23 protein-coding genes, 1 tRNA gene and 3 pseudogenes are annotated in these 26,357 nt (G+C 71.7%); 16 read left to right on the forward strand and 11 right to left on the reverse strand.

Annotated features, from left to right (window positions below; all coding sequences use genetic code 11):
• Positions 1-76: 76 nt before the first annotated feature.
• Positions 77-505, reverse strand: a pseudogene (locus RUMESO_RS28435) (FadR/GntR family transcriptional regulator); the annotation flags it as partial.
• 192 nt (positions 506-697) lie between these two features.
• Between RUMESO_RS28435 and RUMESO_RS07450 the strand changes: the two are divergent.
• The 8 genes from RUMESO_RS07450 to RUMESO_RS07485 all read left to right on the forward strand — a co-directional run bounded on the left by RUMESO_RS07450 (position 698) and on the right by RUMESO_RS07485 (position 9,743).
• Positions 698-2,170: an aldehyde dehydrogenase family protein gene (locus RUMESO_RS07450; protein ID WP_217621325.1), complete on the forward strand. Its 1,473-nt coding sequence runs from the start codon at positions 698-700 to the stop codon at positions 2,168-2,170.
• A gap of 56 nt (positions 2,171-2,226) precedes the next feature.
• On the forward strand, positions 2,227-3,204 hold the full coding sequence (locus tag RUMESO_RS07455) for an ABC transporter substrate-binding protein (protein ID WP_037279391.1): 978 nt from the start codon (positions 2,227-2,229) through the stop codon (positions 3,202-3,204).
• Positions 3,205-3,290: 86 nt separating this feature from the next.
• Complete coding sequence (locus tag RUMESO_RS07460; protein ID WP_245639183.1) at positions 3,291-4,826, forward strand: sugar ABC transporter ATP-binding protein; 1,536 nt, start codon at positions 3,291-3,293, stop codon at positions 4,824-4,826.
• The gene (locus RUMESO_RS07465; protein ID WP_037279284.1) at positions 4,823-5,839 is read left to right on the forward strand and encodes an ABC transporter permease; all 1,017 of its coding nucleotides are present in this window, start codon (positions 4,823-4,825) and stop codon (positions 5,837-5,839) included. Before RUMESO_RS07460 ends, RUMESO_RS07465 begins: the two co-directional genes overlap by 4 nt.
• A complete protein-coding gene (locus RUMESO_RS07470) occupies positions 5,836-6,834 on the forward strand; it encodes an ABC transporter permease (RefSeq protein WP_082483408.1) in 999 nt (332 codons plus the stop codon). The genes RUMESO_RS07465 and RUMESO_RS07470 overlap by 4 nt, the downstream gene beginning before the upstream one ends.
• Positions 6,835-6,837: 3 nt before the next feature.
• Positions 6,838-7,938 (forward strand): mandelate racemase/muconate lactonizing enzyme family protein, encoded by a 1,101-nt coding sequence (locus RUMESO_RS07475; RefSeq protein ID WP_037279285.1) that lies wholly within the window; start codon positions 6,838-6,840, stop codon positions 7,936-7,938.
• An 18-nt stretch (positions 7,939-7,956) separates the two neighbouring features.
• Positions 7,957-8,985, forward strand: coding sequence for a zinc-dependent alcohol dehydrogenase (locus RUMESO_RS07480; protein WP_156362740.1), 1,029 nt, complete (start codon positions 7,957-7,959; stop codon positions 8,983-8,985).
• The gene (locus RUMESO_RS07485; protein ID WP_037279287.1) at positions 8,982-9,743 is read left to right on the forward strand and encodes an SDR family oxidoreductase; all 762 of its coding nucleotides are present in this window, start codon (positions 8,982-8,984) and stop codon (positions 9,741-9,743) included. The genes RUMESO_RS07480 and RUMESO_RS07485 overlap by 4 nt, the downstream gene beginning before the upstream one ends.
• A 328-nt stretch (positions 9,744-10,071) precedes the next feature.
• Here RUMESO_RS07485 and RUMESO_RS07490 read toward each other — a convergent pair whose 3' ends face one another.
• The 5 genes from RUMESO_RS07490 to RUMESO_RS07510 all read right to left on the reverse strand — a co-directional run bounded on the left by RUMESO_RS07490 (position 10,072) and on the right by RUMESO_RS07510 (position 14,461).
• Entirely contained in the window at positions 10,072-10,452 is a 381-nt protein-coding gene (locus RUMESO_RS07490) for a nuclear transport factor 2 family protein (RefSeq protein ID WP_037279289.1), read from the reverse strand.
• Positions 10,453-10,599: 147 nt separating this feature from the next.
• Positions 10,600-10,676: transfer RNA gene (locus RUMESO_RS07495), tRNA-Pro, on the reverse strand.
• 52 nt (positions 10,677-10,728) lie between these two features.
• A complete protein-coding gene (locus RUMESO_RS07500; protein ID WP_051521106.1) occupies positions 10,729-11,712 on the reverse strand; it encodes a DMT family transporter in 984 nt (327 codons plus the stop codon).
• Positions 11,713-11,798: 86 nt separating this feature from the next.
• Complete coding sequence (gene leuB, locus RUMESO_RS07505; protein ID WP_037279291.1) at positions 11,799-12,908, reverse strand: 3-isopropylmalate dehydrogenase; 1,110 nt, start codon at positions 12,906-12,908, stop codon at positions 11,799-11,801.
• A gap of 77 nt (positions 12,909-12,985) precedes the next feature.
• A complete protein-coding gene (locus RUMESO_RS07510; RefSeq protein WP_051521107.1) occupies positions 12,986-14,461 on the reverse strand; it encodes a M10 family metallopeptidase in 1,476 nt (491 codons plus the stop codon).
• Positions 14,462-14,685: 224 nt separating this feature from the next.
• On the opposite strand from RUMESO_RS07510, the gene RUMESO_RS07515 reads away from it, so the two are divergent.
• The gene (locus tag RUMESO_RS07515; RefSeq protein WP_037279293.1) at positions 14,686-15,090 is read left to right on the forward strand and encodes a hypothetical protein; all 405 of its coding nucleotides are present in this window, start codon (positions 14,686-14,688) and stop codon (positions 15,088-15,090) included.
• On the opposite strand, the gene RUMESO_RS07520 is transcribed toward RUMESO_RS07515, so the two are convergent.
• The 5 genes from RUMESO_RS07520 to RUMESO_RS07540 all read right to left on the reverse strand — a co-directional run bounded on the left by RUMESO_RS07520 (position 15,087) and on the right by RUMESO_RS07540 (position 19,613).
• Positions 15,087-16,196 carry an endonuclease/exonuclease/phosphatase family protein gene (locus RUMESO_RS07520; RefSeq protein ID WP_342670738.1) on the reverse strand — a complete coding sequence of 370 codons (1,110 nt, stop codon included), beginning with the start codon at positions 16,194-16,196 and terminating at the stop codon, positions 15,087-15,089. The genes RUMESO_RS07515 and RUMESO_RS07520 overlap by 4 nt on opposite strands.
• Complete coding sequence (locus RUMESO_RS26985; protein ID WP_037279295.1) at positions 16,133-16,972, reverse strand: hypothetical protein; 840 nt, start codon at positions 16,970-16,972, stop codon at positions 16,133-16,135. Before RUMESO_RS26985 ends, RUMESO_RS07520 begins: the two co-directional genes overlap by 64 nt.
• Before the next feature lie 274 nt (positions 16,973-17,246).
• Positions 17,247-17,852 carry a 3-isopropylmalate dehydratase small subunit gene (leuD, locus tag RUMESO_RS07530; protein WP_037279298.1) on the reverse strand — a complete coding sequence of 202 codons (606 nt, stop codon included), beginning with the start codon at positions 17,850-17,852 and terminating at the stop codon, positions 17,247-17,249.
• A 13-nt stretch (positions 17,853-17,865) separates the two neighbouring features.
• Positions 17,866-19,290 (reverse strand): 3-isopropylmalate dehydratase large subunit, encoded by a 1,425-nt coding sequence (gene leuC, locus RUMESO_RS07535; protein WP_037279399.1) that lies wholly within the window; start codon positions 19,288-19,290, stop codon positions 17,866-17,868.
• A 134-nt stretch (positions 19,291-19,424) separates the two neighbouring features.
• Entirely contained in the window at positions 19,425-19,613 is a 189-nt protein-coding gene (locus tag RUMESO_RS07540) for a hypothetical protein (protein ID WP_055725558.1), read from the reverse strand.
• Positions 19,614-19,772: 159 nt separating this feature from the next.
• On the opposite strand from RUMESO_RS07540, the gene rsfS reads away from it, so the two are divergent.
• From rsfS to RUMESO_RS07575, 7 genes and pseudogenes are all read left to right on the forward strand, one after another.
• Positions 19,773-20,126 carry a ribosome silencing factor gene (gene rsfS / locus RUMESO_RS07545; protein WP_037279299.1) on the forward strand — a complete coding sequence of 118 codons (354 nt, stop codon included), beginning with the start codon at positions 19,773-19,775 and terminating at the stop codon, positions 20,124-20,126.
• A 139-nt stretch (positions 20,127-20,265) separates the two neighbouring features.
• A complete protein-coding gene (rlmH, locus tag RUMESO_RS07550; protein WP_037279301.1) occupies positions 20,266-20,730 on the forward strand; it encodes a 23S rRNA (pseudouridine(1915)-N(3))-methyltransferase RlmH in 465 nt (154 codons plus the stop codon).
• Between the two features lie 66 nt (positions 20,731-20,796).
• Complete coding sequence (locus tag RUMESO_RS07555; protein ID WP_211262813.1) at positions 20,797-21,375, forward strand: hypothetical protein; 579 nt, start codon at positions 20,797-20,799, stop codon at positions 21,373-21,375.
• A gap of 144 nt (positions 21,376-21,519) precedes the next feature.
• A pseudogene (gpmI, locus tag RUMESO_RS07560) lies at positions 21,520-23,038 on the forward strand (2,3-bisphosphoglycerate-independent phosphoglycerate mutase).
• Positions 23,035-24,165, forward strand: a complete 1,131-nt coding sequence (locus RUMESO_RS07565; RefSeq protein WP_051521108.1) for a murein hydrolase activator EnvC family protein — start codon at positions 23,035-23,037, stop codon at positions 24,163-24,165. Before gpmI ends, RUMESO_RS07565 begins: the two are co-directional and overlap by 4 nt.
• 10 nt (positions 24,166-24,175) lie before the next feature.
• Positions 24,176-25,602, forward strand: a pseudogene (locus RUMESO_RS07570) (S41 family peptidase).
• Entirely contained in the window at positions 25,599-26,078 is a 480-nt protein-coding gene (locus RUMESO_RS07575) for an RNA pyrophosphohydrolase (RefSeq protein WP_037279303.1), read from the forward strand. The pseudogene RUMESO_RS07570 and the gene RUMESO_RS07575 overlap by 4 nt, the downstream one beginning before the upstream one ends.
• The last annotated feature ends 279 nt before the right edge of the window (positions 26,079-26,357 follow it).

A 26,357-nucleotide genomic window follows, 5' to 3' on the forward strand; every position in this document is an offset into this window, starting at 1 on the left:
CGGATTCCGGGGGGATGTCGTAGAGCACGGCGTGGAAGGCCACGTCGGTGGCGTAGAAGTCCTCGCTGTCGGGGATCGCGGCCTCGTTGGCGGCGAGCGCGCGGGACAGCGCGGCGATGTCGTCCTTGCGGGCGCTGAGGGCCGCGTGGCGGACCAGCGCGCCCTCGAGGAGAACGCGAATGTCGTAGAGGTTCTTGACGCCCCCCCCGTCGCGCAACAGGTGCTCCACCACGCCGCCCGCCGCGGCCAGGGCCGCCTCCGGGCCCGGCCGACGGACCACGGGGCGGTGACGGGGGCGGCTTTCCACGAGGCCCCGGCTGGCCAGCATCGCCACCGCTTCGCGGGCGACGGTGCGGCTCACGCCGTAGGTGTCGATGAGGTCGCGCTCGGGCGGCAGATGCGCCCCGTCGGCCAGGGCGCCCGAGACGATGCGCGCCTCGATCTCGCGCGCAACGGCGTCGGCGGCACGTTCGCCGGAGCGCAGGGCTGTCGTTTGGTCGTTCATGCGGGCGGGCCCTGAAGCTTCTTGGTCCGACTATACCGAGAGTTGAAGTCCCTGCAAACCCGAAGTTGCTGTCCATCTTGGGAATGGCAGACCCTTGCTTATCCGTAGATGGGCTAGAATACGGGCTTGACGAGGGCCGCCGATTGCGTCCCTATAGCGCCAGTTTGGTCATACCAAAAGGACGACACCGGCGTGCTTGAAGAATTCCGCCAGATGCTGTCCGAGGGACGCCCCTTGACGGCCCGAATGTTCGTCGATGGTGCGTGGCAGGACCCCGCCGGGCTGGGCGTGGACGAGGTCGAGGACCCGGCGACGGGTCGGGTGATCGCGACGACGCCCAAGGGCACGCGGGCCCATGCCGAGGAGGCGCTGGCCGCCGCCCGGGCCGCGCAGGTCGCCTGGGCCAAGGTGCCCGCCGTGGAGCGGGGCCGCGCCGTGCAGGCCCTCGCGGATGCCGTGCGGACCGAGGGGGAGCTGCTCGCCCGGATCGTCGTGGCCGAGCAGGGCAAGCCCATCGGGCAGGCGCGGGGCGAGATCGGCGCGACCGAGACCTTCCTGCGCTACGCCGCCGAATGGTCGCGGCGGATCGAGGGGGAGATCCTGCCCTCGGACTCCCCGCAGGAGGAGGTCTGGATCCGCCGGCTGCCGCATGGCGTCGTGGCGGGGCTTACGGCCTGGAACTATCCCTCCGCGCTCGCGACCCGGAAGATGGGGCCGGCGCTGGTGGCGGGGAACGCCTTCGTGCTCAAGGCGCACGAGTTCACGCCGCTCTCGGGGCTGGCGCTCGCCGCGCTGGGCGAGAGGATCGGCCTGCCGAAGGGGCTCGTCAACGTCGTCACCGGCGACGGGCGGAACGTGGGCGCGGCGCTCGTGGAGGGCGCGGACATGACGACCATGACCGGCTCGACCCGCGCGGGGCGCGAGATCTACGCGACGGGCGCCAGGGGCATCAAGAACCTGCGGCTGGAGTTGGGCGGCAAGGCGCCGTTCATCGTCATGGAGGACGCCGACCTGGAGCGGGCGGTGGACGCGGCGGTGGCGGCGCGGTTCACCAACTGCGGGCAGATCTGCACCTGCAACGAGCGGATGTACCTCCACGAGGCCATCGCGGACGAGTTCCTGGCGCGCTTCGTCGAAAAGGCGAAGGCGCTCAGCATCGGGCCGGGGATCGAGGACCCCGACCTCGGGCCCAAGGTCTCGGGCGGCGAGGTCGAGAAGGTCGAGGCGATGACGGCGGCCTCCATCGAGGCGGGGGCCGAGGTGCTGCTGCGCGGCGGGCCCCTGCGGGAGGGCCGCTACGAGCACGGGCACTTCATGTCGCCCACGGTGCTGGAGGTCCGGTCGAACGACGTGCCCGTGATGAAGGACGAGGTCTTCGGACCGGTCGTCGCGGCGAAGCGGGTGGGCTCCTACGAGGAGGCCCTGGGGCTCGCCAACGACTCGGCCTACGGGCTCTCGGCCTATGTCTGGTCGGCGAACCTCAGGCGGGTGTTCCAGGCGGCCGAGGACCTGCACTTCGGCGAGATCTACTGCAACCGCACCAACGGGGAGCTGGTGCAGGGCTTCCACACCGGCTGGGGCCTGTCGGGCCTGGGCGGGGAGGACGGCAAGTGGGGCTTCGACGGGTATCTCCGGAAGAAGACCATGTACGTGAATTGGGCCTGAGGAACGGGCCCGAGAGGCCGCCGGGAGGACGGCGGCGCAACTTGGGAGGAATGACGATGAAGAGACGTTTCCTGCTGGGAGCCTCGGCGCTGGCCGCCACGCTCGCCCTGACCGGCGTGGCGCAGGCCCAGACCCTGCCGCCGCTGGAGCAGAAGGACAGCTACACCGTCGGCTTCGCGCAGAGCGAGTCGAACAACCCCTGGCGCATCGCCGAGACCAAGTCCTTCCAGGACACCGCCGCCCAGTGCGGCTGGAACCTGATCGTCACCGACGCCGGCGGCTCGGCCGCCAAGCAGGTGTCGGACGTGGACTCCATGATCGCGCAGGGCATCGACGTGCTGTTCCTGCCCCCCCGCGAGGAGGACCCGCTGATCCCCGCCGTGAAGCGCGCCGCCGCGGCCGGCATCCCGGTGTTCCTGGTGGACCGTTCGGTCAACCCGGACGTCGCCAAGGCCGGGACCGACTACGTGGCCTTCCTCGGCTCGGACTTCGTGGACCAGGGCAAGCGCGCCGCCGAGTACATGATCGAGCACTTCGAGGGCGACGCGGGCAAGATCATCGAGCTCGAGGGCACCACGGGCTCCTCGCCGGCCAACGACCGCAAGACCGGCTTCGACGAGGCCATCGCGGGCAACGACAAGTTCGAGATCCTCGAGTCCCGCTCGGGCGACTTCTCGCGCGATGAGGGGCGCCGCGTGATGGAGACGCTGCTCCAGGCGCATCCGGACGTGAACATCGTCTACGCCCACAACGACGAGATGGCGATCGGTGCGATCCAGGCGCTCGAGGCCGCCGGCCGCAAGCCCGGCGAGGACGTGTGGATCTACTCGATCGACGGCACCCGCGACGCGCTGCAGGCGATCATCGACGGCAAGCTGGAAGTCACCGTGGAGTCGTCCCCGTTCTTCGGGCCGCTCTCCTGCGACACCATGAAGCGCTATGCCGCCGGCGAGACCATCGAGCCCTGGGTGAAGGTCGAGGACCGCATCTTCACGCCCGAGAACGCCCAGGAGAACCTGGCCGGCGCCTACTGAGCCGCCGACCCGAAGGTCCCCACGGGGTCCACCAACGCAGGCGCCGTCCCCGGGCGGCGCCTGATCCCCACGAGAAGGTCGCCTCCATGGCCGAGTCCCTGCTCCGCATGACGGGCATCCAGAAGGCCTTCGCGGGCGTGCCGGCGCTGCGCGACGCGAGCCTCCGCATCGGGCCGGGCGAGGTCCATGCGCTGGTGGGCCAGAACGGCGCCGGGAAGTCGACGCTCATCAAGATCCTGACCGGCGTCTACCGCCGCGACGCGGGCGAGGTTCTCTGGCAGGGCCGCCCCGTGGACCTGAAATCCCCGCGCGAGGCCCAAGGAGCTGGCATCGCCACCATCTACCAGGAACTGACGCTGGTCCCGCAGCGAACGGTGACCGAGAACATCGTGCTGGGCTACGAGCCCCGCAAGCCCTGGGGCGCCATCGACTGGCGCGCCGCCGACGCCCGCGCCCGCGAGGTGCTCTCCCGCTTCGGGATCGAGCTCGACCTGCACCGGGCGCTGGGCTCCTATCCCACCGCCATCCAGCAGCTCGTGGCCATCGGGCGCGCGGCCTCGATGGAGGCCAAGCTCCTCATCATGGACGAGCCCACCTCCTCGCTCGACGAGAAGGAGGTCGAGACGCTGTTCGGGGTGATCCGGGGCCTCAAGGCGCGCGGGACCTCGGTGCTCTACGTGAGCCACTTCCTCGACGAGCTGTTCCAGGTCTGCGACGCCGTCACCATCATGCGCGACGGGCGCACGGTGGGCGAGACGCGGATCGCGGACACGACCAAGCTCGACCTCATCGCCGCGATGCTGGGCCGCGACGCCGAGGAGATCCGCGCGGCGGGCCGGACCGAGTTCTCCGTGGGCGAGCAGCGGGCGGGCGAGGTCTTCCTGGAGGCGCGGCACCTCGCCTCGGACCGCCGCCTCAAGGACCTGTCGCTCGAGGTCCGCGCCGGCGAGATCGTGGGCCTCGCGGGGCTGCTCGGATCGGGACGGACCGAGGCGGCGCGGGCCATCTTCGGGCTCGACCGTGTGACCGGGGGCTCGCTCAAGGTGGGCGCGCGCGCGGCGCGCATCCGGGGGCCGCGCGACGCCGTAGCGGCGGGGATGGCCTATCTCAGCGAGGACCGGAAGGTGGAGGGGATCGTCCCCGACCTCTCGGTGCGCGAGAACCTGACGCTGGCGCTGCTGCCGCGCCTGTCCCGCTTGGGCATCGTGGACGAGGCGCGCGAGCGGCGGGTGGTGGAGGGCTTCATCAAGGCGCTGGGCATCCGCACCGCCGACATGGACCAGCCGATCCGCGAGCTGTCGGGCGGCAACCAGCAGAAGGTGCTGCTCGGCCGCTGGCTGGCGCTGGAGCCCAGGCTCCTGATCCTCGACGAGCCCACGCGCGGCGTGGACGTGGGGGCCAAGCTGGAGATCCAGTCGATCATCGCGAAGCACGTGGAGCAAGGCTGCGCCGTGCTCCTCATCTCCTCGGAGTTCGAGGAGCTGATCGAGGGGGCGCACAACATCGTGGTCCTGCAGGAGGGGCGCTCCGTGCGGCGGCTGTCGAACCCGGGCGTGACCGAGAGCCGCCTGATCCATGCCATCGCCGAGCAGCCCGACGACGCGCTGGAGGCGGCCCAATGAGCGCGCAAAACAGCCTGACGGGGCGCGGCCTGGGCGGCGTGGGCGAGGCCCCGGCCCCGCGTCGGTCGCGCCTGAACCGCCGCCTCCTGGGCCTTGCCGCCGCGCTGCTGGCGCTGGTGCTCCTCAACGTGGCCATGACGCCGAACTTCCTCCAGCTCCAGACGCTCGCGGTGAACGTGAGCCAGGTGGCGCCGGTGGTGATCGTGGCGCTGGGCATGACGCTGGTGATCGCGACAGGGGGCGTGGACCTGTCGGTGGGCGCGGTCATGGCGGTGGCCGGGGCGCTGGCTCCGCTGATCTTCGGAAGCGGCTGGGGCGTCGCGAATCCGGGTCTGGGCCTCGCGGCGGCCTTCGTGGGGCCGCTGCTGGTCGCCGCCGCCTGCGGGCTCTTCAACGGGTCGCTGGTGTCCTTCCTGGGCGTGCAGCCGATCATCGCGACGCTGATCCTGTTCATCTCCGGGCGCGGCGTGGCGCTGGTGCTGACCAACGGCAACCTCCAGACCTTCACCAATCCCAGCTTCACCTGGCTCGGCACCGGGCGGGCGCTGGGCATCCCGGTGATGGGCTGGATCGCGCTGGCGCTGGCGCTGGTCGTGGCCGTGGTGGTGCGCAAGACCATCTACGGGCGCTACCTCCTGTCCGTGGGTGGCAACGAGCGGGCGGCCTCGCTGGCCGGGACGCCGGTCGCCACCGTCAAGATCTGGACCTACTTGATCTGCTCCACGCTCGCAGGCCTCGCGGGGCTGATCGTGGTGGCGCAGAACTCGGCCTCGGACGCGGCCCGGATCGGCAACCTCATGGAGCTCGACGCCATCGCGGCGGCGGTCGTGGGCGGGGCCGCGCTGTCGGGAGGCCGCGCGCCGATCCTGGGGACGCTGCTCGGGGCGCTGTTCATCCAGCTCGTGGGCTACACGCTGGTCGCCAACGGCGTGCCGGACGAGGCCACCTTCATCGTCACCGCCGCGATCATCGTCATCGCGGTGTGGCTCCAGGACAGCCGGAGGCGCACATGACCGCTTCGCTCGACCTCGACCTGCGCCGCTTCACCCGGCCCCTGGGCGGGGGCACGCACCTCACCGTCTGGGTGGCGCTGCTGGCGCTGATCGTGCTGGGGGGCCTGCGCTACGACAACTTCCTGTCGGCCTACAACATCAGCTCCTTCCTGGGCTACAACTCGATGTTCCTGCTCATCTCGGTAGGGATGTGCCTCGTCATCATGACGGGCGGCATCGACCTGTCGGTGGGCGCGGTCGCCGCGCTGGCGAGCGTCGTGGCCGCCCTCCTGAGCCCCGACGGGCTGATCGTGGCGCTGCCCGGGGGCGTGGCGACGGGGCTTCTGGTCGGCGCGATCAACGCGGGGCTGATCGTGGGGCTGCGGCTGCCGCCCTTCATGGCGACGCTGGCCACGATGCTGGCGGCGCGCGGGGCCTCCCTGGTGGTGTCCGACAACCGCGCCGTCTCGGTGGACTGGGGGTCGGACTTCACGACGCTCGGCATGAACAAGATCGGGCCGCTGGTGCCCTGGACCATCGTCATCGCCGCCCTGGTGGTCGTCGTGGCCTGGTATGTCCTGGAGCGGACCTCGCTCGGCCGCACGGTCCTCGCGGTGGGCGGCAACGCCGAGGCGGCGCACCTCATGGGCCTCAAGACCGGGCGGGCGCTGGTCTTCGTCTACCTGTTCTCGGGCGCCTGCGCGGGCCTCGCGGGGGTGTTCCTCGCCTCGGGTTACGGCGCGGGGCAGCCGCTGGAGGGCCAGGGGTGGGAGCTGGCGGCCATCGCCTCGGTCGTGGTGGGCGGCACGCTCCTGACCGGGGGGATGGGGTCGATCCCGGCCACCGTCGCGGGGGCGCTGCTCTTCGGGCTCGTCTTCAACCTCCTCAACTTCGAGAACGGGCTGGGCGTGATCTCGCTCTCGGCCTACTGGCAGTCGGTGATCCGGGGGGCCTTCCTCCTCGTCGTGATCCTCCTCCAGGTGCGGCTCGCCCGTCCCCATCCAACCAAGGCCTGACCCATGACCCGAACCATCGCCGACCTCCAGGCGCGGCTGTTCCGCGTGCCGCTGGCCGAGGTCATGTCCGACGCCAAGCACGGCGACCACACGCATTTCGAGCTCGTGACCGTCACCATCCGCACCTCGGACGGGATGGAGGGGACGGGCTACACCTACACCGGCGGCAAGGGCGGGCGGGCGATCCTCGCCATGGTGAACCACGACCTGCGGCCCTTCCTGCTGGGCCGCGACGCCGAGGAGGTCGAGGCGCTGAACGACGGGATGCAGGTCCACATCCACTACGTCGGGCGCGGCGGCATCGCGAGCTTCGCGATCTCGGCCTGCGACGTGGCGCTGTGGGACCTGCGCTGCAAGGCGGCCGGCCAGCCGCTCTGGCAGATGGCCGGGGGCGCGTCGAACCGGTCCATGGCCTATCGCGGCGCCATCGACCTCAACTTCACGCTGGAGCGGCTGCTCCGCGACGTGCAGGGCTTCGTCGACGAGGGCTACCGCGCGGTGAAGATCAAGGTCGGGCAGCCGACGCTGGATCAGGACGTGGAGCGGGCGCGGCGCGTGCGCGAGCTTCTGGGGCCGGACCGCAGGTTCATGGTGGACGCCAACTACGGCTGGGACGTGGAGACCGCGATCCGCGCGGGGAAGGCGTTCCGGGACCTCGACCTCCTGTGGTTCGAGGAGCCGACCGAGCCCGGCGACTACCTGGGCTATGCCCGCATTGCCGAGGAGACCGGCGTCCCGATCGCCAGCGGCGAGAATTTCCATACGCTGGAAGAATTCCAGAACGCGATCCACTGGGCCCGGCTCTCCTACGCGCAGCCCGACGCCTCGAACTGCGGGGGCGTGACGGGGTGGCTGCGGGTGGCGAGGCTCTGCGCCGAGGCGGGCATCCCCGCCTGCTCGCACGGGATGCAGGAGCTGCATGTCTCCCTCGTGGGGGCGCAGCTCAACGCGGGGTGGCTGGAGGTGCACAGCTTCCCCATCGACAAGTACACGACCCGGCCGCTGGTGCTCGACGGGCTCCACGCGGTCGCCCCCGACACGCCCGGCACGGGCGTCGAGTTCGCCTGGGACAAGCTCGCGCCCTATGCGGTCCAGGCGGCCTGACCCAGAGGAGATTCCGACATGACCATCCAGGCGGCCTATTACACGGGCCACAAGACCTTCACGCTCGAGGAGAAGGACGACCCCGCGCCGGGGCCGGGCGAGGTGCAGATCCGCGTCGCCTTCGTCGGCATCTGCGGGACCGACATCCACGTCTATCACGGCAACATGGACGCCCGCGTAGGCAGCCACCGGGTGATCGGGCACGAGATGTCGGGGACCGTCTCGGCCCTGGGCGAGGGCGTCACCGGCGTCGCCGTGGGCGACCGCGTGGTGGTGCGGCCCCTGGACCATTGCGGCCAGTGCCCGGCCTGCCAGGCGGGCTACACGCATATCTGCCACAAGCTCAAGTTCCTGGGCCTCGACACCGACGGCGCGCTGCAGGAGCACTGGAACGTCCCCGCCCACACGATCCACAAGCTGCCCGCCGACATGAGCCTGGAGACGGCGGCGATGATCGAGCCGCTGGCGGTCGCGGTCCACGACGTTCGTCGGGCGCGGCTCCAGACGGGCGAGACGGCGCTGGTGATCGGCGGCGGGCCCATCGGGATGCTGATCGCCATGGTGGCGAAGCACGTCGGCGCCAACGTGATCCTGTCGGAGATCAACCCGAACCGGCTGAGGCTGGCCGGGGAGATGGGCTTCACCGGCCTCAACCCGCGCGAGGGGGATGTCGCTGCCCAAGTCACCGAGATTACCGGGACCAAGGGCGCGGACGTGGTCTTCGAGGTCTCGGGCACGCAGCCCGGCGTGGACCTGATGACCGCCGCCGCCGCGACGCGCGGGCGCATCTGCATGGTCGCGATCCACGCCCAGAAGGCGCAGGTGGACCTGTTCCGCTTCTTCTGGCGCGAGCTGGAGATGGTCGGGGCCCGGGTCTACGAGGCCGAGGACTACGACCGGGCCATCCGGATGATCGCGGACGGGCTGCCGGTGAACCGTCTCATCACCGACCGGCATCCGCTGGGCGCGGTCCAGCAGGCCTTCGAGGCGCTGGAGGGGAACGCCACCGCCATGAAAACCCTGATCCGCGTGGAGGAAACGGCGTGAGCGACCTGTTCGACCTTTCCGGGAAGACCGCGCTCGTCACGGGCGCGCGGCGGGGGATCGGCGCGGGCATGGCCCTCGCGCTGGCCGAGGCGGGGGCCGACATCATCGGCGCCTCGGCGCAGATGGAGGTGGACGGCGGCGAGGTGGGCCAGCGCATCCGCGACGTGGGCCGCAAGTTCACCGGCCACGCCGTCAACTTCGCCGACCGGGGGGCGCTGAAGGCCTTCGCCGCGAAGATGGAGCAGGAGCCCATCGACATCCTCGTGAACAACGCGGGGACCATCAAGCGCCAGCCCGCCGCCGAGCACCCAGAGGAATGGTGGGACGAGGTCATCGAGACCAACCTCTCGGCGCAGTTCCTGCTCACGCAGGCCGTCGGGCGCGGGATGATCGCACGGGGGCGGGGCGGCAAGGTGATCTTCACGGCCTCGCTGCTCACGTTCCAGGGCGGGATCAACGTGCCGGGCTATGCCGCGTCGAAGGGCGGCGTGGGGCAGCTCGTCATGGCCTTCGCGAACGAATGGGCGCCCAAGGGCATCAACGTCAACGCCATCGCGCCGGGCTACATCGCGACGGACAACACCGAGGCGCTGAGGGCCGACCCGGATCGGTCGGCGGCGATCCTGGGCCGCATCCCGGCCGGGCGCTGGGGCACGCCCGAGGATTTCGGGGGCCCGGCGGTGTTCCTGGCCTCCAAGGCGTCCGACTACGTGAGCGGCACCATCCTGACCGTCGACGGCGGCTGGATGGGGCGCTGACGCGCTCCCCGAAACAACCATAACGAGGGACAGGAGCGGCGGCGGCGGGGCGACCCGTCGCCGTTTTCCGTCGTCGGCCGGAGTGGGGCGGTGTTCTGGCGGGAGGGCGCAGCTCCTCCCTCCTGCGGCGAGGGGCCGGGCGGGGCCCCGCGCCTTTCGGGGTGGCTGTCCCCGATTCGCGGTGCGCCCAGCTTGGCCGCGAAAGGTTAGGATTCGGTTAACGCCGCATGGGATAAGATCGCGGCATGGCGGGATCGCCATGGGGAGCGCGTGCGGCCTTCGAAGGACCTCCTCGGCCGCCCCGCCCGGCCTCGCGGATGATGCGGGATCAGGCGCCCTCCACGATCTTCCAGTAGGAGTCCTTCCGCGTCACCAGGCCGTCCCGGAAGGTGTAGAAATCGCAGCCCCTGACCTCCAGGCGCCGCCCGTCGCGGGTCGTGCCGGTCAGCGTCCATTTCGACAGGCCGGTCTGCTGCGCCTCGTCCACGAAGTGCTCCGCGTCGCCGTAATGCACGTCGGGCAGCCCCTCGAACCGGGTGGCGAGCCCCTGGCGGACCGCCGCCCGGCCTTCGAAGCGGGTTCCCCAGGGGTGCGGGCCCCGGGGCATCTCCAGGATGCAGTCCTCGGCGAAGAACGCCATGATCCGATCGAGGTCGTGCGCGTTGAAGGCCTCGCAGAGCCCGATGAGCCTTTCCCGGATATCGGCCATGTCCAGCTCCCTCCCGGCCCGCCGGCGGGCCGCGCCCCATCATAGCCGACGAAGGCCGGTCCGGCCCAGCCGGCACGCGCCGTTCATGGCAGCCGGACCTCGGGCCCGGCAGGGGGCGCTCGATCTCGATGGCGTCTCGGGGGAAAATGGTCGGAGTGAGAGGATTCGAACCTCCGACCCCCTGCTCCCGAAGCAGGTGCGCTACCAGGCTGCGCTACACTCCGACAGCGCGCGAGGTATCCCGCGCGCGCGTCCTTTGCAAGACCCGTTCGCCCCTCATTCGCAGGGGGTGGCGTGGGGATCAAGGGCCGGCGCGCGACGCCCGGCCAGGCGCTGGAGCACCGAGGGGCGGGGCGCGCCGGTCTCGGGCCGCAGGCGGCTGCTGAGCACGGGCCGGTTCGCCGAGGTGCCGGGACTGTCCTCGCGCAGGACGATGTAGAGGCCCGAGGCGATGATGATGCCCGCGCCGATGGCCGTGGTGCCGTCGATGGTCTCCCCGAAGAGGAGGTAGCCGTAGACCGTGGCGAAGAGGATCTGCACGTACTGCATCGGCGCCACCGTCACCGCCTCGCCGGCCTTGTAGGCCGCGATGATGACCACGCCGCCCAGCCAGCCCAGCACCGCCTGCGCCGCGATCAGGCCGAGATGGTCCGCCGCCATGGGCCGGTACTCGGACGGCATGACCAGGGTGGTGAGCGCGAGGTTGGCGATCATGGGATAGAGGAGCATGACCACCGGCCGCTCCTCGTGCCCGACCTTGCGGACGATCACCGAGGAGATGGCGCCGAACACCGCCGCCGAGAGCGCGGCGAGGTGGCCGAGGCTCAGATGGGCCGAGCCGGGGCGCAGCACCACGAGGACCCCCAGGAGGCCGCCCGCCACCGCGAGCGCCCGGCGTAGCCCCACCCTCTCGCCCAGGAGGGGGATGGCGAGCAGCGTGATGAGCAGGGGCTGCGCGAAGGCGATGGCGTAGACCTGCGCGAGCGGCAGGACCGAGAAGGCGTAGAAGACCGACAGCGCGCTCAGCACGGCGGCGGCCGAGCGCAGCGCGATCCAGCCGGGATGAATGGGGCGGAGGGTGCCCGGCTGGGGGTCGTGGACGATCATCCCCATGGCCAGCGGGAAGGAGAAGAGCGTGGAGAAGAAGATGAGCTGGAAGGGCGAGTAGTGCCCGCCCAGATCCTTCACCAGGGCGTCGCTGGTCGCGTAGAAGCCGAAGGCGAGGAGCGACAGCATCGCTCCCTTCCCGTTCCGTGACATGGGGGTCCTTTCGGGCGCGGGCCTGAATCGCGCCACGCCCGCTTTAGGACCGCGAATCGGGACGGGTCAAGATATCCCCAGGCGCTTCAGCGCGCGTTTCCCTCAAGCGCTGCAACAATCGCATCGCCCATCTGGACGGTGCTGGCCGGCGCGCCGCCTTCGGGGCCGATGAGGTCCGCCGTGCGGACGCCCTGCGCCAGCACCTGCTCGACCGCGCGCTCCAGCCGGTCGGCCGCCTCGCCCGCCTCGAAGGAGTAGCGGAGCGCCATCGCGAAGCTGAGGATGCAGGCGATGGGGTTGGCGAGGCCTTTGCCGGCAATGTCGGGGGCCGAGCCGTGGACGGGCTCGTAGAGCGCCTTGCGGCGGCCCGTCGCCGCGTCCGGGGCGCCCAGCGAGGCCGAGGGCAGCATCCCGAGCGAGCCCGTCAGCATCGCCGCCACGTCGGACAGCATGTCGCCGAAGAGGTTGTCGGTGACGATCACGTCGAACTGCTTGGGCCGCCGGACGAGCTGCATCCCGCCCGCGTCGGCGAGCATGTGGTTGAGCTGGACGTCCGAATAGCGGGCCTTGTGCACCTCCTCCACGACGTCGTGCCAGAGCACGCCCGAGCGCATCACGTTGCGCTTCTCCATGGAGCAGACGCGGTTGTCGCGGACGCGGGCGAGCTCGAAGGCGACCGAGGCGATGCGGTCGATCTCGTAGGTGTCGTAGACCTGGGTGTCGATGGCGCGCTTCTGGCCGTTGCCGAGGTCGCGGATCTCCTTGGGCTCGCCGAAGTAGACGCCGCCCGTCAGCTCGCGCACGATCAGGATGTCGAGCCCCTCGACCAGCTCGCGCTTGAGCGAGGAGAAGTCGGCGAGCGCGTCGAAGCACTTGGCGGGGCGGAGGTTGGCGAAGAGTTCCAGGTCCTTCCTGAGGCGCAGGAGGCCGGCCTCGGGGCGCACCTCGTAGGGGACCTTGTCCCACTTGGGCCCGCCCACGGCGCCGAGCAGCACGGCGTCGGCCTTGAGCGCCTTATCCATGGTCGCGTCGGACACCGCTTGGCCGTGGGCGTCGTAGGCGCAGCCGCCGACCAGGTCCTCCTCGACGGCGAAGTCCATGCCGTTGGCGTTGAACCAGCCGACGACCTTCTTCACTTCGCCCATCACCTCGGGGCCGATGCCGTCGCCGGCGAGGATGAGAAGGTCGTGGGCCATGATGCGCGCTCCGCTGCTGGGTCGCGCGCGGGGGTAGCCGGGGGGCCACGCGGGGTCAAGCGGCGGGGGCGGCGGGCTCAGAGCACGAAGTCGGAGGCGGCGAGGCGCTGCGCGAGGCCGTGGAGGAGGATCGCCATCTCGGGCGCGTCGTCGCGGTCGAGGTTGACCTCGATCCGAAGGCCGTCGCCGGCGAGCTGCTGGCGGACCCCGCCGGGCCCGAAGGCCCCGCCGTCGTCCAGGTGGAGACGCTGGTCGCCCGGGGCGCCGGGGTTCGGGTCGAGGGCGGAGAGGTCGATCGCGTCCTCGCCGGGGGCGAAGCCGTCGATGACGTCGGGCCGGCCGGGCGCGCTGTCCCCCGCGGCGAAGACGAAGGCGTCGGCGCCACCGTTGCCCTGGAGCCGGTCGGCCCCCGCCCCGCCCTCGATGAGGTCGTCGCCGGCCCCGCCGGAAAGCCGGTCCGCGCCGCCGCCGCCCCGGAGGAGGTCGGTGCCGCGCCCGCCCCTGAGGACGTCGCCGCCCCCGAAGCCCTCGAGGCCATTGGCCGCCGCGTTGCCGTGGAGCAGGTCGTCCTCCGCCCCGCCACGCGCGTCCTCGATCAGAACGCCGTGGGCGATGGTGAAGCCGCCTTGGACATGGTCGGCGTAGGACAGGAAGCCGCCTCCGCCGGGACCCCGCTCCAGGGTCGCGGCGCGCAGGTCGATCTGGTTGGCGCGGTGCGCCGCCCCGTCGATCCGGTCGGTCCCGCCGGCGTCCCAGAGGCAGGCGTAGAAGGCGCCCGGACGATTCGCCTCGGGCAGCCGGTAGACGTCGTCGCCGGTGCGGGCCGCCATGTTGGGGCCGTAGAGCTGCTGCAGCGCCGCGATGTCGAGGGCCATCGGCCCGGCCTGGTAGCCATGCGTGCGGGCCGTGGTCGGTCCCTCCGGGCCGGTCTGCCAGCCGTCGTTGTAGGACATCATGGTGAAGACGCCCTGGTTCATGTCGAAGTCGCCCAGGTCGTCGAAGGCCGCGGCCACGCCCGGGAACACCGACGAGCCGCCCCCGTGGTCGTGCGGATGCGCGAGGCCCACGGCATGGCCCAGCTCGTGGATAAGGGTGCAGAAATCGAAGCCGCCCTCGAGCAGGAATCCCTTGCCCGAGGGCGGGTAGTAGGATTCGTAGTTGATGGCCACGAGGCTGCGCGCCAGGCCGCCGACGGTCCCCGCGCCGGGCGGGGTGGACCAGCCGTAGGCGCCGCTGGAGTCGAGGTTGCTGACCACGCTCCAGACGAGGTTCGCCTCCGCCTGGGAGGGGACGACGCGGAAGTGGATGCCGCAGACCGCCTCGAAGGAGGCCATGGCCTCGGCCATGGCGGCGGCCTCGCGCGGGTAGGCCGCGTAGGCGGTCACCGAGGAGCCGAGCCCGTCGGAGACCGCCTCCTCCCCACCTTGGCCGGCGATGTAGGCGTCGATCGTGGCGGGACCGCCGTCGGCGCCCCACCGCGTTCCCCAGAGGAGGCCGTCGAGCCACACGTTGCCGGTCGGCGCCACGGTGTCGGGCCTCGCCGTGCTCCCCATCTCCACCTTCCTCCCGGCGCGCCAGCCCGCGCCGTCCCGTCACCCGACCCGCGCCCGAGGGAGCGCTCCCCGGCAGCCTAGCATCGGCCCGGGCGGGCGGCCAATGACAGGTTAACAAAATGCTGAACAGGGGCGCTGTCTAGTTAACGCCGCCGGCCGGCGGTCGTTGCCCCGGAGGGACGCCTCCCTTAGGAATCGGCCGGCCGTTCCCGGGAGGACCCTTGATGCGAGCCCTGTCCCTGTCCCTGGCCCTCGGAGCCCTGCCCCTCGCCGCCCTGGCCGACGGCGGCGTCGCCGTGCCGCTGGCCGACGTCTCGGGCCTCTCGCCGGCGCAGGCCGAGGAGCTGCTGACGGCGCTGGTGACGGCCAACGTGGTGTCGTCCAACTGTCCGGGCTTCGGGATCACGGACGGGGAGTGGACGCTCATCACCGGGACGGCGGACAGGCTCGCCTACGAGGAGCTGGGCCTGTCCGTGGATGACTACGACGCGCGCTTCTACGGGCCGGCCTTCGCGCTGCTCGACCAGCCGGGGACCTGCGAGGCCGAGGGGCCCAAGGTCCGCGGAATCGTCCAGCTCCTGGTCGACATGGGAGGCTCTCCGGTGCCGGTCGGGCCGGCGAAGGGTTAGCGGTCGAGGTCCACCCAGACGAGGCGGTGGGGGCCGGCGGCCTCGGCGGCCGAGGCCAGGGGGTCGCCGGGGGCGGGCCAGACGACGCCCGCGCCGGTCACGCGTAGGGTCGCAGCGGGCAGGACGTAGTCGACGCGGAGGTTGCCGGGGCCGTCCTCCTCGGGCCAGTCGGCGGTGTCGAGCGCGGGGTCGCCCGCCTGGCCGGGGCTCGCGGCGAGCCGGCCCCCCTCGCTCAGGGGCCGGGGGTCCTGCACGCGCGGGTCGGCGAGGAGCGCCGCCATGTCGGCCCGCAGGCCTTCGCCGTCCGCGGGGTCGAGGTCGGCGTTGCCCAGCAGGACGAAATCCCGGGGCGCGGGGCCGAAGGCGCCGTCCAGCACGCGGCGCCAGAGCGCGAGCTCGTCGGCGTTGCGCAGGCCGTTCAGGTCCTCGGGCCCATCGAAGACGGGGGTCGTGGCGTCCCAGGCGAGCAGCGTCACCGCCCCGCCCGGCGCCTCGACAGGGACGATCCAGTGGCCGTCGGAGGAGAGGCGCCGCGCGGCGGCGGCCTCCTCGGAGGGGAAGGCGCCGGGCTGCCGCGAGCCGGGGAGGTCGCGCCAGAGCAGCGTGGAGAGGTCCCGCGCCTCGCCCAGCGGCCAGCGGGAGAGGAGCGCCATGCCCCCGTCCCCGGCGAAGCGGCCGAAGCCCTGCGCGTCGCGCGCCTCCCCCGTCCGACCGTTGCCGTCCAGGTCGAGGCCGGTGGCGGCCCCCGCATTGGTCGGCAGCGCCAGCCGATAGGGGTAGCCGAGCCCCTCGCGCGCGAGCCTCTCGGCCAGGGCCGAGAGCGCGATGCCGTCGGCGTCCCAGTCCAGATCGGTCAGGAGCAGCACGTCGGGCCGCGCCTCGGCCAGCACGGCGGCCACCCCCTCGATGCCAGGATCGTCCCCCTTCAGGATGTCGCGCAGCAGGAGCCCCGGCCCGTCGCGGCTGAGGTCGGCGCCCCAGGTGGCGACGCGCAGGGACTCGGCCGTCGCCGGCGCGGCGAGCGCGAGGAGCGCCGCGAGGGTCAGACCGCCTGGGCGAGCACCTCGGCCCGGCGCAGGCGCGCGCGGTGGGCGGCGATGAGCCAGGCCAGCCGGTTCAGCGCCAGGCCGCGCATGGCGAGGTTCGCGGGAATGAAGGCCCATGCCGTGATGATCCATACGAGGGCCGCGGGCTCCCTCAGCAGGGCGCCCTGGAAGGGCAGCGCCAGGAGGTTCGCGGCCAGCGGGGCGATCAGCGGCAGCAGCACGCCCAGCACGAGGTTGACATGGGCGTCCCTCTGCAGCCTCTCAACCACGTCGCCGCCGGCGGTGGGGTCGAACTGGGGGAGGTTCACCCAGACGTTGAAGGCGCCCCGGCCCGGCCAGTTGCCCCAGCGGATCGTCGCGGCGAAGGTCGCGATCATCAGGAGCGAGATCGTGTAGACGGCGGCGGCGGCGGCCTGGACCTCGCCGACTAGATGGGGCGGCAGGTCGGAGGGCAGCGTCCCGACGAGCAGGTGGACCGGGGTATAGGGCACGTCCACGGCCCTGCCCCAGGCCTCGATGCCAGCGTGGAAGACCTGCAGGAGGGAGTCCCTCCAGTGCTCCTGCAGGACGGCCGTGGCGAGCACCACCGCGGTCGCCAGCGCCGTGACCCGGATGCGGTTGTAGGGTCGGGCGTCGCGGAACTCGACGAGGCTAGGGGAGCGGGCGGCGTATTCGCTGAAGGTGAAGATCCCGGCCATGAGGGCGAAGAGCGCCACGAGCTGCCGACTGCCCGGCGTGCCGTGCCCCAGGAGCAACTGGGGCATCGCCACCAGCAACGACATGAAGCCTGCGCGCAGGACGGCCATCGCCACCCGCGACCTGAGAAGGCGCGTCATCGTCTTCGCTCGATCCTCGCATGCGGGCGCATCGGTCTCCCCCTCGGCGCCCTGGCCAACCGTGGCCGAGCAGGCTCGGCGTGACACGGTCGTGCCACCGACATTACGGAACGCTGAACGCACCGCAACGGGCAATCAACCTAAGGTTGCGCTTTCGCAAGGATGAATGGGGGATTTGGCAGGTCCCGTGGCAACTCTGCCACGGTTCCCGCGCAGTTTCCGTTTCGGCGCCCCCCGCTCAGTCGAGGGCGGGGGAGCAAGGGACGGAAATCGTTCAGACCCAGGGACGGGCTTGGGCCGCCTGTGATTCGAAGGCGGCGATCGAATCCGACTTTTCCATGGTGAGGCCGATGTCGTCGAGCCCGTTCAGGAGGCAGTGCTTGCGGAAGGGGTCCACCTCGAAGCGGATCGCCTGGCCGTCGGACAGGGTGATCGTCTGCGCCTCCAGGTCCACCTCGATCCGGGCGTTGGCGCCCTTCTCGGCGTCCCTCATGCAGAGGTCGCGCTCGGCCTCGGGCAGGACGATGGGCAGGATGCCGTTCTTGAAGCAGTTGTTGTAGAAGATGTCCGCGAAGCTCGTGGAGATCACGCAGCGGATGCCGAAGTCGGCCAGCGCCCAGGGCGCGTGCTCCCGCGACGACCCGCAGCCGAAGTTGTCGCCCGCGACCAGGATGGTGGCGGCGCGGTAGGCGGGCTGGTTCAGGACGAAGGAGGGGACCTCCGAGCCGTCCTGGTCGTAGCGCATCTCGTCGAACAGGTTCTTCCCCAGGCCCGACCGCTTGATGGTCTTCAGGAACTGCTTGGGGATGATCATGTCCGTGTCGATGTTGACGAGCGGCATGGGCGCGGCGATGCCGCTCAGGTGGGTGAACTTGTCCATCTCTCTCGTCTCCTCAGGCCAGCGCCGGCTCGTGGGCCATCAGCTCGCGCACGTCGGTCAGGTGGCCGGTGATCGCCGCCGCCGCCGCCATCGCGGGGCTCGCGAGGTGGGTGCGCCCGCCCCGGCCCTGGCGGCCCTCGAAGTTGCGGTTCGAGGTCGACACGCAGCGCTCGCCGGGCGCGAGCTGGTCGGGGTTCATGGCGAGGCACATGGAGCAGCCCGCGAGGCGCCACTCGAAGCCCGCGTCGATGAAGATCTGGGCGAGGCCCTCCTCCTCGGCCTGGGCGCGCACGAGGCCCGAGCCGGGGACGACCATGGCGCGCAGGCCCGGCTTGATCGTCTTGCCCTTCAGGATCGCGGCGGCGGCGCGCAGGTCCTCGATGCGGCCGTTGGTGCAGGAGCCGATGAAGACCGTGTCGATCTGGATGTCCTGGAGGCGCTGGCCGGGCTGGAGGCCCATGTAGTCGAGCGACCGCTTCGCGGCCTCGACCTTGCCGCCTTGGAACTGCTCGGGCGAGGGGACGACGCCGGTGATCGGCAGCACGTCCTCGGGCGAGGTGCCCCAGGTCACGACGGGGGCGATGTCCTCGCCGCGGATCGTCACCACCTTGTCGAAATGCGCGCCTTCGTCGGTGTAGAGGGTCTTCCACCAGGCGAGAGCGGCCTCCCACTGGGCGCCCCTGGGCGCGTGGGGACGGCCCTGGACGTAGGCGAAGGTCTTCTCGTCCGGCGCGATCAGGCCGGCGCGGGCGCCGCCCTCGATGGCCATGTTGCAGACGGTCATGCGGCCTTCCATCGACAGCTCGCGGATCGCCTGGCCGCAGTACTCGATGACGTAGCCGGTGCCGCCCGCCGTGCCGGTGGCGCCGATGACCGACAGCGTGATGTCCTTGGCGGTGACGCCGGGGCGGAGCGAGCCGGTGATCTCCACCTTCATGTTCCTGGACTTCTTCTGGATCAGCGTCTGCGTGGCGAGGACGTGCTCGACCTCACTGGTCCCGATCCCGTGCGCCAGCGCCCCGAAGGCGCCGTGGGTCGCGGTGTGCGAATCGCCGCAGACCACGGTCATGCCGGGCAGCGTCCAGCCCTGCTCCGGGCCCACGATGTGGACGATGCCCTGCCGGATGTCCGAGACGGGGTAGTAGTTGATCCCGAAGTCCTTGGCGTTCTTGTCGAGCGCCTCGACCTGGATGCGCGACTCCTCGTTGTCGATGTGCTTGTCCCGGCCGGGCGTCGTGGGGACGTTGTGGTCCGGCACGGCGATGGTCTTGTCGGGCGAATGCACCTTGCGGCCCGCCATGCGCAGGCCCTCGAAGGCCTGGGGCGAGGTCACTTCATGCACCAGATGGCGGTCGATGTAGAGGAGCCCGGTGCCGTCGGGCTGCATGTCGACGAGATGGGCGTCCCAGATCTTGTCGTAGAGGGTCCGGGGCTTCATGGGGGACTGGGCCGTCTCGGTCGAGGGATTGGCTTGGGGGGAATCAGGGGACATGGGTCCGCTCCTGGCAAGGAAGGGCTGAGAGGGTTCGGAAAAACGGGCGCGCGAGGCCATGGCCTACGCGGGGCGCCGCGTCAAAGCTGCGCGCGAATGCCGTGGATGGCCCCGAAGAACCGCCAGGGGAGCCTGTCCCGGTCGCCCATGTCGAAGACCCGCGTCATGGCGTGGCACATACACAACAGGCGCTCGCGCTTCAAGCGCCGCGTGACGCCGCGCGCCGATGACGCAGGACGGCGGAACGGCGGCGCCTTGCCAGCGTTCACGATGCGGGGACCGGTTCCTTGAGACGGCACCCCCGGAATGTTATCTACGCGTCAAGCCTGGCGCCGGGGCATTCGGCGTATCGCAAGGAGGATGACGACCTGTCACCCGACGCTCACGCGGCCCAAGCCGCTTCGACCGGGCCCAGGCCCGACCCCCAGATGACCAGCGAGGACCTCCTCAAGGTCGTGATCGACTCGCTCGAGGACGACAAGGCCGAGGACATCGTCACCATCGACCTGCGCGGCCGTTCCGAGATGGGCGACTTCATGGTGATCGCCTCCGGCCGCTCCACCCGCCAGGTCGCCGCCATCGCCGAGAAGCTCGCCGACCGCCTGAAGCAGGATCATGGCATCCTGTCCAAGATGGAAGGCAAGGAGACCGCCGACTGGGTCCTGATCGACACCGGCGACGTGATCGTCCACGTCTTCCGCCCCGAGGTCCGCGACTTCTACCAGCTCGAGAAGATGTGGCTGCCCTCCGGGTCCGCAACGCGCTCGGCCGCCGCCGGCTGACCCCGTGCGCGTGACGGACGGCGCCGACGCCCACTCGGGGCGACCCCCTGCGTCATGCGCGTGACCCCCTGCCCGCACGGCCGGCCTGCGCCATGCGGGTGACGATCCGCGCCATCGCCCCATCGAGGCGGAGCCGGCGATGCGGGTGACCATCTGCGCCGTGGGCCGCCTCCGGTCGGGGCCGGAGCGCGAGCTGGTGGACGACTATCTCCTCCGCTTCGACCGGACGGGCCGAAGCCTGGGCCTGGGGCCCGCGACCGTCACGGAAGTGGAGGCCAAGACCGGCGGCATGGGCGCCGAGGCCGCCCTCCTCTCCCGCGCGGTCCCGCAGGGCGCCGTGCTTTGCTGCCTCGACGAGAGGGGCGAGACCATGGCCTCCCCCGCCTTCGCGAGCCTTCTCGGCCGCTGGCGCGACGAGGGGCGGGACGCGGCCTTCGTGATCGGCGGCGCTGACGGGATCGACCCGGAGCTGCGCGGACGGGCGCAAAAGCTCCTCTCCTTCGGCGCGATGGTCTGGCCGCATATGCTGGTGCGCGTGATGCTGGCCGAGCAGCTCTACCGCGCCGCGACCATCCTCGCGGGGGGGCCGTATCACCGGGCCTGAGCCGCGCGAGGGCGGAACCCCCGGGCGCCCGGGCGGTTCGGTCCCTGAACGGATGGGAGACGCGCCATGGACGGAGTGATGGTCAAGGGTTGGCCCGAGACGGAGGAACTGGGGCAGCGGCAGGGCGACGGCACCGGCGCCACCCTCCTCAAGGGAACGCTGGCGGGCCTTGCCGCCACCGTGGCGCTGGACCGGCTGGACTGGTTCATGTGGGACCACCTCGACCCCGCGACGCGCGAGCGCACGCGCAGCGTCCGGCCCGACGGGCTCGACCCCGGGCACGTGATCGCGCGCAAGGTCGCCCAGGCGATGGGGACCGACATCGAGCCGCGCGGTCCCGACAACCAGAGCCCCGCCGGGGTCGCCGTCCATGCCGCCATGGGCCTGGCGCCCGCCCTGGCCTATGCGGCGCTGCGGGACCGGGTGCCGGCGATGACGGCCGGACGCGGCACGCTCTTCGGGCTGGGGCTGTTCCTGATGCAGGACGAGGGGCTGAACACCCTCACCGGGCTCGGCGCCCGCCCGCAGGACTATCCCTGGCAGGCCCATGCGCGCGGCCTGATCGCGCATCTGGTCTACGGCGCCGTGCTGGAGGCCACGATGCGGGCGCTCGACGGCCCGCCGGGCGAGCGGCGGGACGCCTGACCTCGACCGCCGGACGGACCGGGCCGGGGTGAGGGGGCTCGGGATGGGAGGCCTTCCCGGGACGGAGGGTCCCGCGCCTCCCCCGGTTCCCCTCCGCGCGCGGCTCGTCTACAAGGGCCCCGCATCATCGAGGGAGCCCTGCCCATGCCGCCCAAGCCCGTCGTCCTTTGCATCCTCGACGGCTGGGGCCTGCGCGAGGACACCTTCGCCAACGCCGTGAAGCTGGCGAACACGCCGACCTACGACCGGCTGATGGCCACCTGCCCGCACGCCCAGCTCGTGACGCATGGGCGCGACGCGGGGCTGCCGACGGGCCAGATGGGCAACTCCGAGGTCGGGCACACCAACATCGGCGCGGGGCGCGTGGTGGCGATGGACCTTGGGCAGATCGACCTCGCCATCGAGGACGGGTCCTTCGACGCCAACGGGGCGATCCAGGGGTTCATCGCCAAGCTCAAGGAGACGGGCGGGACCGCGCATCTCCTCGGCATCGTCTCGAACGGCGGCGTGCACGGGCATATCGAGCACATGCTGGCCGCCGCGCGGCTGATCGCCGGGGCGGGCGTGCCGGTGGTGGTCCACGCGATGACCGACGGGCGCGACGTGCCGCCGACCTCGGCGGGCGGGTTCCTCCGGCAACTCCAGGCGGGGCCTGCCGGAGGGCGCGCGGATCGCGACCGTCCTGGGCCGCTACTACGCCATGGACCGCGACAACCGGTGGGAGCGGGTGAAGCTCGCCTACGACGCGGTCGCGAAGGCCGAGGGCCAGCGCGCCAAGGACGCCGCCACCGCCGTCCAGCTCGCCACCGAGCGGGGCGAGACGGACGAGTTCATCACGCCCACGGTCCTCGACGGCTACGAGGGGATCAAGGAAGGCGACGGCCTCTTCTGCCTCAACTTCCGCGCCGACCGCGCGCGGGAGATCCTGGAGGCGCTGGGCAACCCCGACTTCGAGGGCTTCGAGCGGGGCGGGATGCCGAAGCTCGCGGCTCGGCTCGGCATGGTCAACTACTCCACCCGCCACGACGCGTGGTATGCGACCGCCTTCCCCAAGCAGGACATCGCCAACACCATCGGCGCCTGGGTGGCCGCGAAGGGCCTGACCCAGTTCCGCCTCGCGGAGACCGAGAAGTACCCGCACGTCACCTTCTTCCTGAACGGCGGCGTCGAGAAGCCCTATCCGGGCGAGGACCGCTACATGGCCCCCTCGCCCAAGGTCGCGACCTACGATCTCCAGCCCGAGATGTCGTCGGGCGAGGTCACCGACCACTTCGTCGGGGCCATCGAGAAGGGCTACGACCTGATCGTCACCAACTACGCCAACCCCGACATGGTGGGCCATACCGGGGACCTCGGGGCCGCGATCAAGGCGGTGGAGTCGGTGGACCGGGGCCTCGGCCGCGTGGTCGAGGCGCTGGACAAGGCCGGGGGCGCCATGATCGTCACCGCAGACCACGGCAACTGCGAGCTGATGGTGGACCCCGCGACCGGCGGCCCCCACACCGCGCACACGACGAACCCGGTCCCGGTGATCTTCGTGGGCGGCCCCTCGGGCGTGACGCTTCGGGACGGCCGTCTCGCCGACCTCGCGCCGACGCTCCTCGACCTCATGGGGCTGGAGCTGCCTCCCGAGATGACCGGGCGGAGCCTGATCCGGCGATGAGGCGCGGCGCCCTCGCGCTCCTCCTCGCGCTTCTCCTGCCCCTCCCCGTCCTGGGGCAGGAGGAGGACTCGGCCGAGGTCGCCGCCGTGGCCGCGCGGCAGCTCCGCGACGCGGCGGCGATGATGGCGCAGGCCGAGGGGGCCGAGAACCGGCTCGCCGTCCTGACCGACACGGTGCGCGCCTACGAGGACGGCCTCGCGCTCATGCGCGACACGCTGCGCCGCGTGGCGGTGGAGAAGGCGCGCCTCCAGTCCGAGCTCGACGCCGACCGGGAGGGGATCGCGAAGCTCCTGGGCGTGCTCCAGTCCATCGGGCAGGCGCCCGAGCCGGTGCTGATGCTCAACCCCTCGGGCCCGCTCGACACGATCCGCGCCGGGATGCTGCTCTCGGACGTGACGCCGGCGCTCCAGGCCAAGGCCGAGGGGCTCCGCGCCAAGGTCCGGCGGCTGGCCGAGATCGAGGCCACCCAGGGCCAGGCGGCCGACACGCTGCGCCAGGGCCTCGCGGACGTGCAGAAGGCGCGGGCCGACCTCGCCGCCGCCGCCGCCGACCGGACCGAGCTGCCCCGCGCCTACACTGAGGACCCGGTGGCGACCGCCCTCCTCATGGCCTCGGCCGAGAGCCTCGAATCCTTCGCCGAAGGACTGGGCCAGACCGTGGACCAGGAGATCGCGACGCCCCCCGACGAGGCGACGGCGAGGAAGGGAACCCTCCCGCTCCCCGTCGAGGGCACGATCCTGCGCCGCCCCGATGAGCCCGACGCAGGCGGAGTCGCGCGGCCCGGGATCGTCGTCGCCACCGAGCCCCGCGCCCTCGTCGCGGTGCCCGTGACCTCCACCCTGCGCTTCCGGGGCCCGCTCCTCGACTACGGGACCGTGGCGATCCTCGAGCCCGCGCCCGGAACCCTCTTCGTCCTCGCGGGTTTGGCCGAGGTCTACGGCGACGCGGGCGAGATCCTGCCCGAGGGCGCGCCGCTGGGCCTCATGGGCGGGGAGACGCCCGACGCTGACGCGATCTTGACCGGGACGCCCCAGGCGGGGGATGCGGCCCGCACGGAATCCCTATACCTTGAGGTCCGCGACGCCGGGGAACCCGTGGACCCCGGCACCTGGTTCCGGCTCGATTGAGAGGCCTTCTATGAAGAAACTGGCGTTCGCCGCCATCGGGGGGGCCGCGCTCGGCCTCGTGGTCACCACGCAGGTCGCGGGCCCGCTCCTCGCCCAGGAGGCGGAGCAGGACCGGACCATCTACGAGCAGCTCGACCTCTTCGGCGACATCTTCGAACGAATCCGCTCGGACTACGTCGAAGAGGTGGACGAGCAGAAGCTCATCGAGGCGGCCATCAACGGGATGCTGACCTCGCTCGACCCGCATTCGAGCTATCTCTCCCCCGACGACGCCGAGAAGATGCGCGTCCAGACCCGGGGCGAGTTCGGCGGCCTCGGCATCGAGGTCACGCAGGAGGAGGGCTGGGTCAAGGTCGTCTCGCCCATGGACGGCACCCCCGCCGCGCTGGCCGGCATCCAGACCGGCGACTTCATCACCCATGTCAACGGCGAGAGCCTGATGGGCCTCACCCTCGACGAGGCGGTGGAGATGATGCGCGGGCCCGTGGGATCCGAGATCACCCTGACCATCGTCCGCCAGGGCGAGGACGACGCCCCGGCCGAGCCCTTCGACGTCTCGCTCGTCCGCGACACGATCAAGCTCCAGGCCGTGCGCGCCCGCACGGAGGGCGACACCGTCGTCCTGCGCGTCACCACCTTCAACGAGCAGACCTTCCCCAACCTCTCCGAGGGTCTCGCGCAGCAGGTCGAGGCGGCGGGCGGGATGGACCACGTCAACGGCATCGTGCTCGACCTCCGCAACAACCCGGGCGGCCTCCTCGATCAGGCGATCGCCGTATCGGACGCCTTCCTCCCCGAGGGCGAGATCGTCTCCACGCGTGGCCGCCACCCCGAGGACGGGGAGCGCTACAACGCCACGGCGGGCGACCTCGCGCAGGGCAAGCCCATGGTGGTGCTCATCAACAGCGGCTCGGCCTCGGCCTCGGAGATCGTGGCGGGCGCGCTGCAGGACCACGACCGCGCGGTCGTGGTGGGGACCCAGAGCTTCGGCAAGGGCTCGGTGCAGACGGTGATGCCGCTGGCTGGCGATGGCGCCATGCGCCTGACCACCGCGCGCTACTACACGCCGTCGGGCCGGTCGATCCAGGCGCTGGGCATCTCGCCCGACATCATCGTGCAGCAGCCCCCGGCCCCCCGCCGACCGAGGCCTCGGCCACCGAGGAGGAGACCCCGGACACCCCGCTGAGCCGCGAGGTCCACGAGGGCGACCTGCGGGGCGCGCTGAACAACGACTGGCTCACCGACGAGGAGAAGGCCCAGATCGAGGAGGACCAGGCGCGGGCCGAGGCCGCCGCCAAGCTCCGCGAGGAGGACTACCAGCTCGCCTACGCCATCGACATCCTCAAGGGGCTGTCGGCGCTGGGCCCCTCCGCGCCCGCGCCGGTGCAGGCCGCCGAGGTCCAGACCGACGCGGAGCCCGAGACGGCCGAGCCGTGAACGCGCCGCAGGGCTACCGCCCCTGCGCGGGCGTCGTCCTCGTGAGCCCGGCGGGGCTGGTCTTCGCCGGGCGCCGCAACGACCGCCCGGCCGGCGAGCCCGCCGCCTGGCAGATGCCCCAGGGCGGCGTGGACGCGGGCGAGGACATCGTCACCGCCGCGCTGCGCGAGTTGGAGGAGGAGACGGGCATCCCCTCCTCGCTCGTCCGCGTCGAGGCCGTCGCGCCCGCGCCCGTGGCCTACGACATCCCCGAGAACCGGCGCCCGGCCCATTGGAAGGGGCGCTGGCGCGGTCAGGCGATCACCTGGGTCCGGATGCGCTATCTCGGCACCGACGCCGAGGTGGGCATCGCCACCGATCATCCCGAGTTCGACGAATGGCGCTGGACCGATGCCCGGGCGCTGGCCGAGGGGATCGTGCCCTTCAAGCGCGAGGCCTACCGCGCCGCGCTGGCGCTCCTGGGCGAGGCGGCGTGACCCGCCTCGCGGTCCTGACGCTCCTGCCGAGGACCGCGACGTAGGCGGCCGCTTTCGGTGTCCTGTGCATCTCGGTAGCGGGCGAGGAAACCCCGGCCAGCCCCTGCGGCGAGCCGGTCGCCGCGCCCAAGTCGGCTCGGGGCCAGTTCGGATCCTGCATCGGCGGCGAGGCCGGCGGTCCCGGGAACGATCGCCTTCCGGGACGGTCGGTCGCGACCGGATCGGCCATACTGCCGTCGCGCCTCCTCCTCCGGGCCGTTAACGGTTTCTCAACCTTTC

The organism is Rubellimicrobium mesophilum DSM 19309, from assembly GCF_000600335.2.
Lineage (GTDB): Bacteria > Pseudomonadota > Alphaproteobacteria > Rhodobacterales > Rhodobacteraceae > Rubellimicrobium > Rubellimicrobium mesophilum.

Excerpts from the sequence above, each read along its gene's own strand:
- RUMESO_RS07460 (WP_245639183.1), top strand. The coding sequence starts at position 3,291 with ATGGCCGAGTCCCTGCTCCGCATGACGGGCATCCAGAAGGCCTTCGCG.
- RUMESO_RS07565 (WP_051521108.1), top strand. The coding sequence starts at position 23,035 with ATGAGGCGCGGCGCCCTCGCGCTCCTCCTCGCGCTTCTCCTGCCCCTC.
- RUMESO_RS07500 (WP_051521106.1), bottom strand. The coding sequence starts at position 11,712 with ATGTCACGGAACGGGAAGGGAGCGATGCTGTCGCTCCTCGCCTTCGGC.
- RUMESO_RS07465 (WP_037279284.1), top strand. The coding sequence starts at position 4,823 with ATGAGCGCGCAAAACAGCCTGACGGGGCGCGGCCTGGGCGGCGTGGGC.
- RUMESO_RS07490 (WP_037279289.1), bottom strand. The coding sequence starts at position 10,452 with ATGGCCGATATCCGGGAAAGGCTCATCGGGCTCTGCGAGGCCTTCAAC.
- leuC (WP_037279399.1), bottom strand. The coding sequence starts at position 19,290 with ATGAAGCCCCGGACCCTCTACGACAAGATCTGGGACGCCCATCTCGTC.
- RUMESO_RS07555 (WP_211262813.1), top strand. The coding sequence starts at position 20,797 with ATGGACGGAGTGATGGTCAAGGGTTGGCCCGAGACGGAGGAACTGGGG.
- rlmH (WP_037279301.1), top strand. The coding sequence starts at position 20,266 with ATGCGGGTGACCATCTGCGCCGTGGGCCGCCTCCGGTCGGGGCCGGAG.
- RUMESO_RS07470 (WP_082483408.1), top strand. The coding sequence starts at position 5,836 with ATGACCGCTTCGCTCGACCTCGACCTGCGCCGCTTCACCCGGCCCCTG.
- leuB (WP_037279291.1), bottom strand. The coding sequence starts at position 12,908 with ATGGCCCACGACCTTCTCATCCTCGCCGGCGACGGCATCGGCCCCGAG.
- RUMESO_RS07480 (WP_156362740.1), top strand. The coding sequence starts at position 7,957 with ATGACCATCCAGGCGGCCTATTACACGGGCCACAAGACCTTCACGCTC.
- RUMESO_RS26985 (WP_037279295.1), bottom strand. The coding sequence starts at position 16,972 with ATGACGCGCCTTCTCAGGTCGCGGGTGGCGATGGCCGTCCTGCGCGCA.
- RUMESO_RS07515 (WP_037279293.1), top strand. The coding sequence starts at position 14,686 with ATGCGAGCCCTGTCCCTGTCCCTGGCCCTCGGAGCCCTGCCCCTCGCC.
- rsfS (WP_037279299.1), top strand. The coding sequence starts at position 19,773 with ATGACCAGCGAGGACCTCCTCAAGGTCGTGATCGACTCGCTCGAGGAC.
- RUMESO_RS07510 (WP_051521107.1), bottom strand. The coding sequence starts at position 14,461 with ATGGGGAGCACGGCGAGGCCCGACACCGTGGCGCCGACCGGCAACGTG.
- RUMESO_RS07475 (WP_037279285.1), top strand. The coding sequence starts at position 6,838 with ATGACCCGAACCATCGCCGACCTCCAGGCGCGGCTGTTCCGCGTGCCG.
- leuD (WP_037279298.1), bottom strand. The coding sequence starts at position 17,852 with ATGGACAAGTTCACCCACCTGAGCGGCATCGCCGCGCCCATGCCGCTC.
- RUMESO_RS07455 (WP_037279391.1), top strand. The coding sequence starts at position 2,227 with ATGAAGAGACGTTTCCTGCTGGGAGCCTCGGCGCTGGCCGCCACGCTC.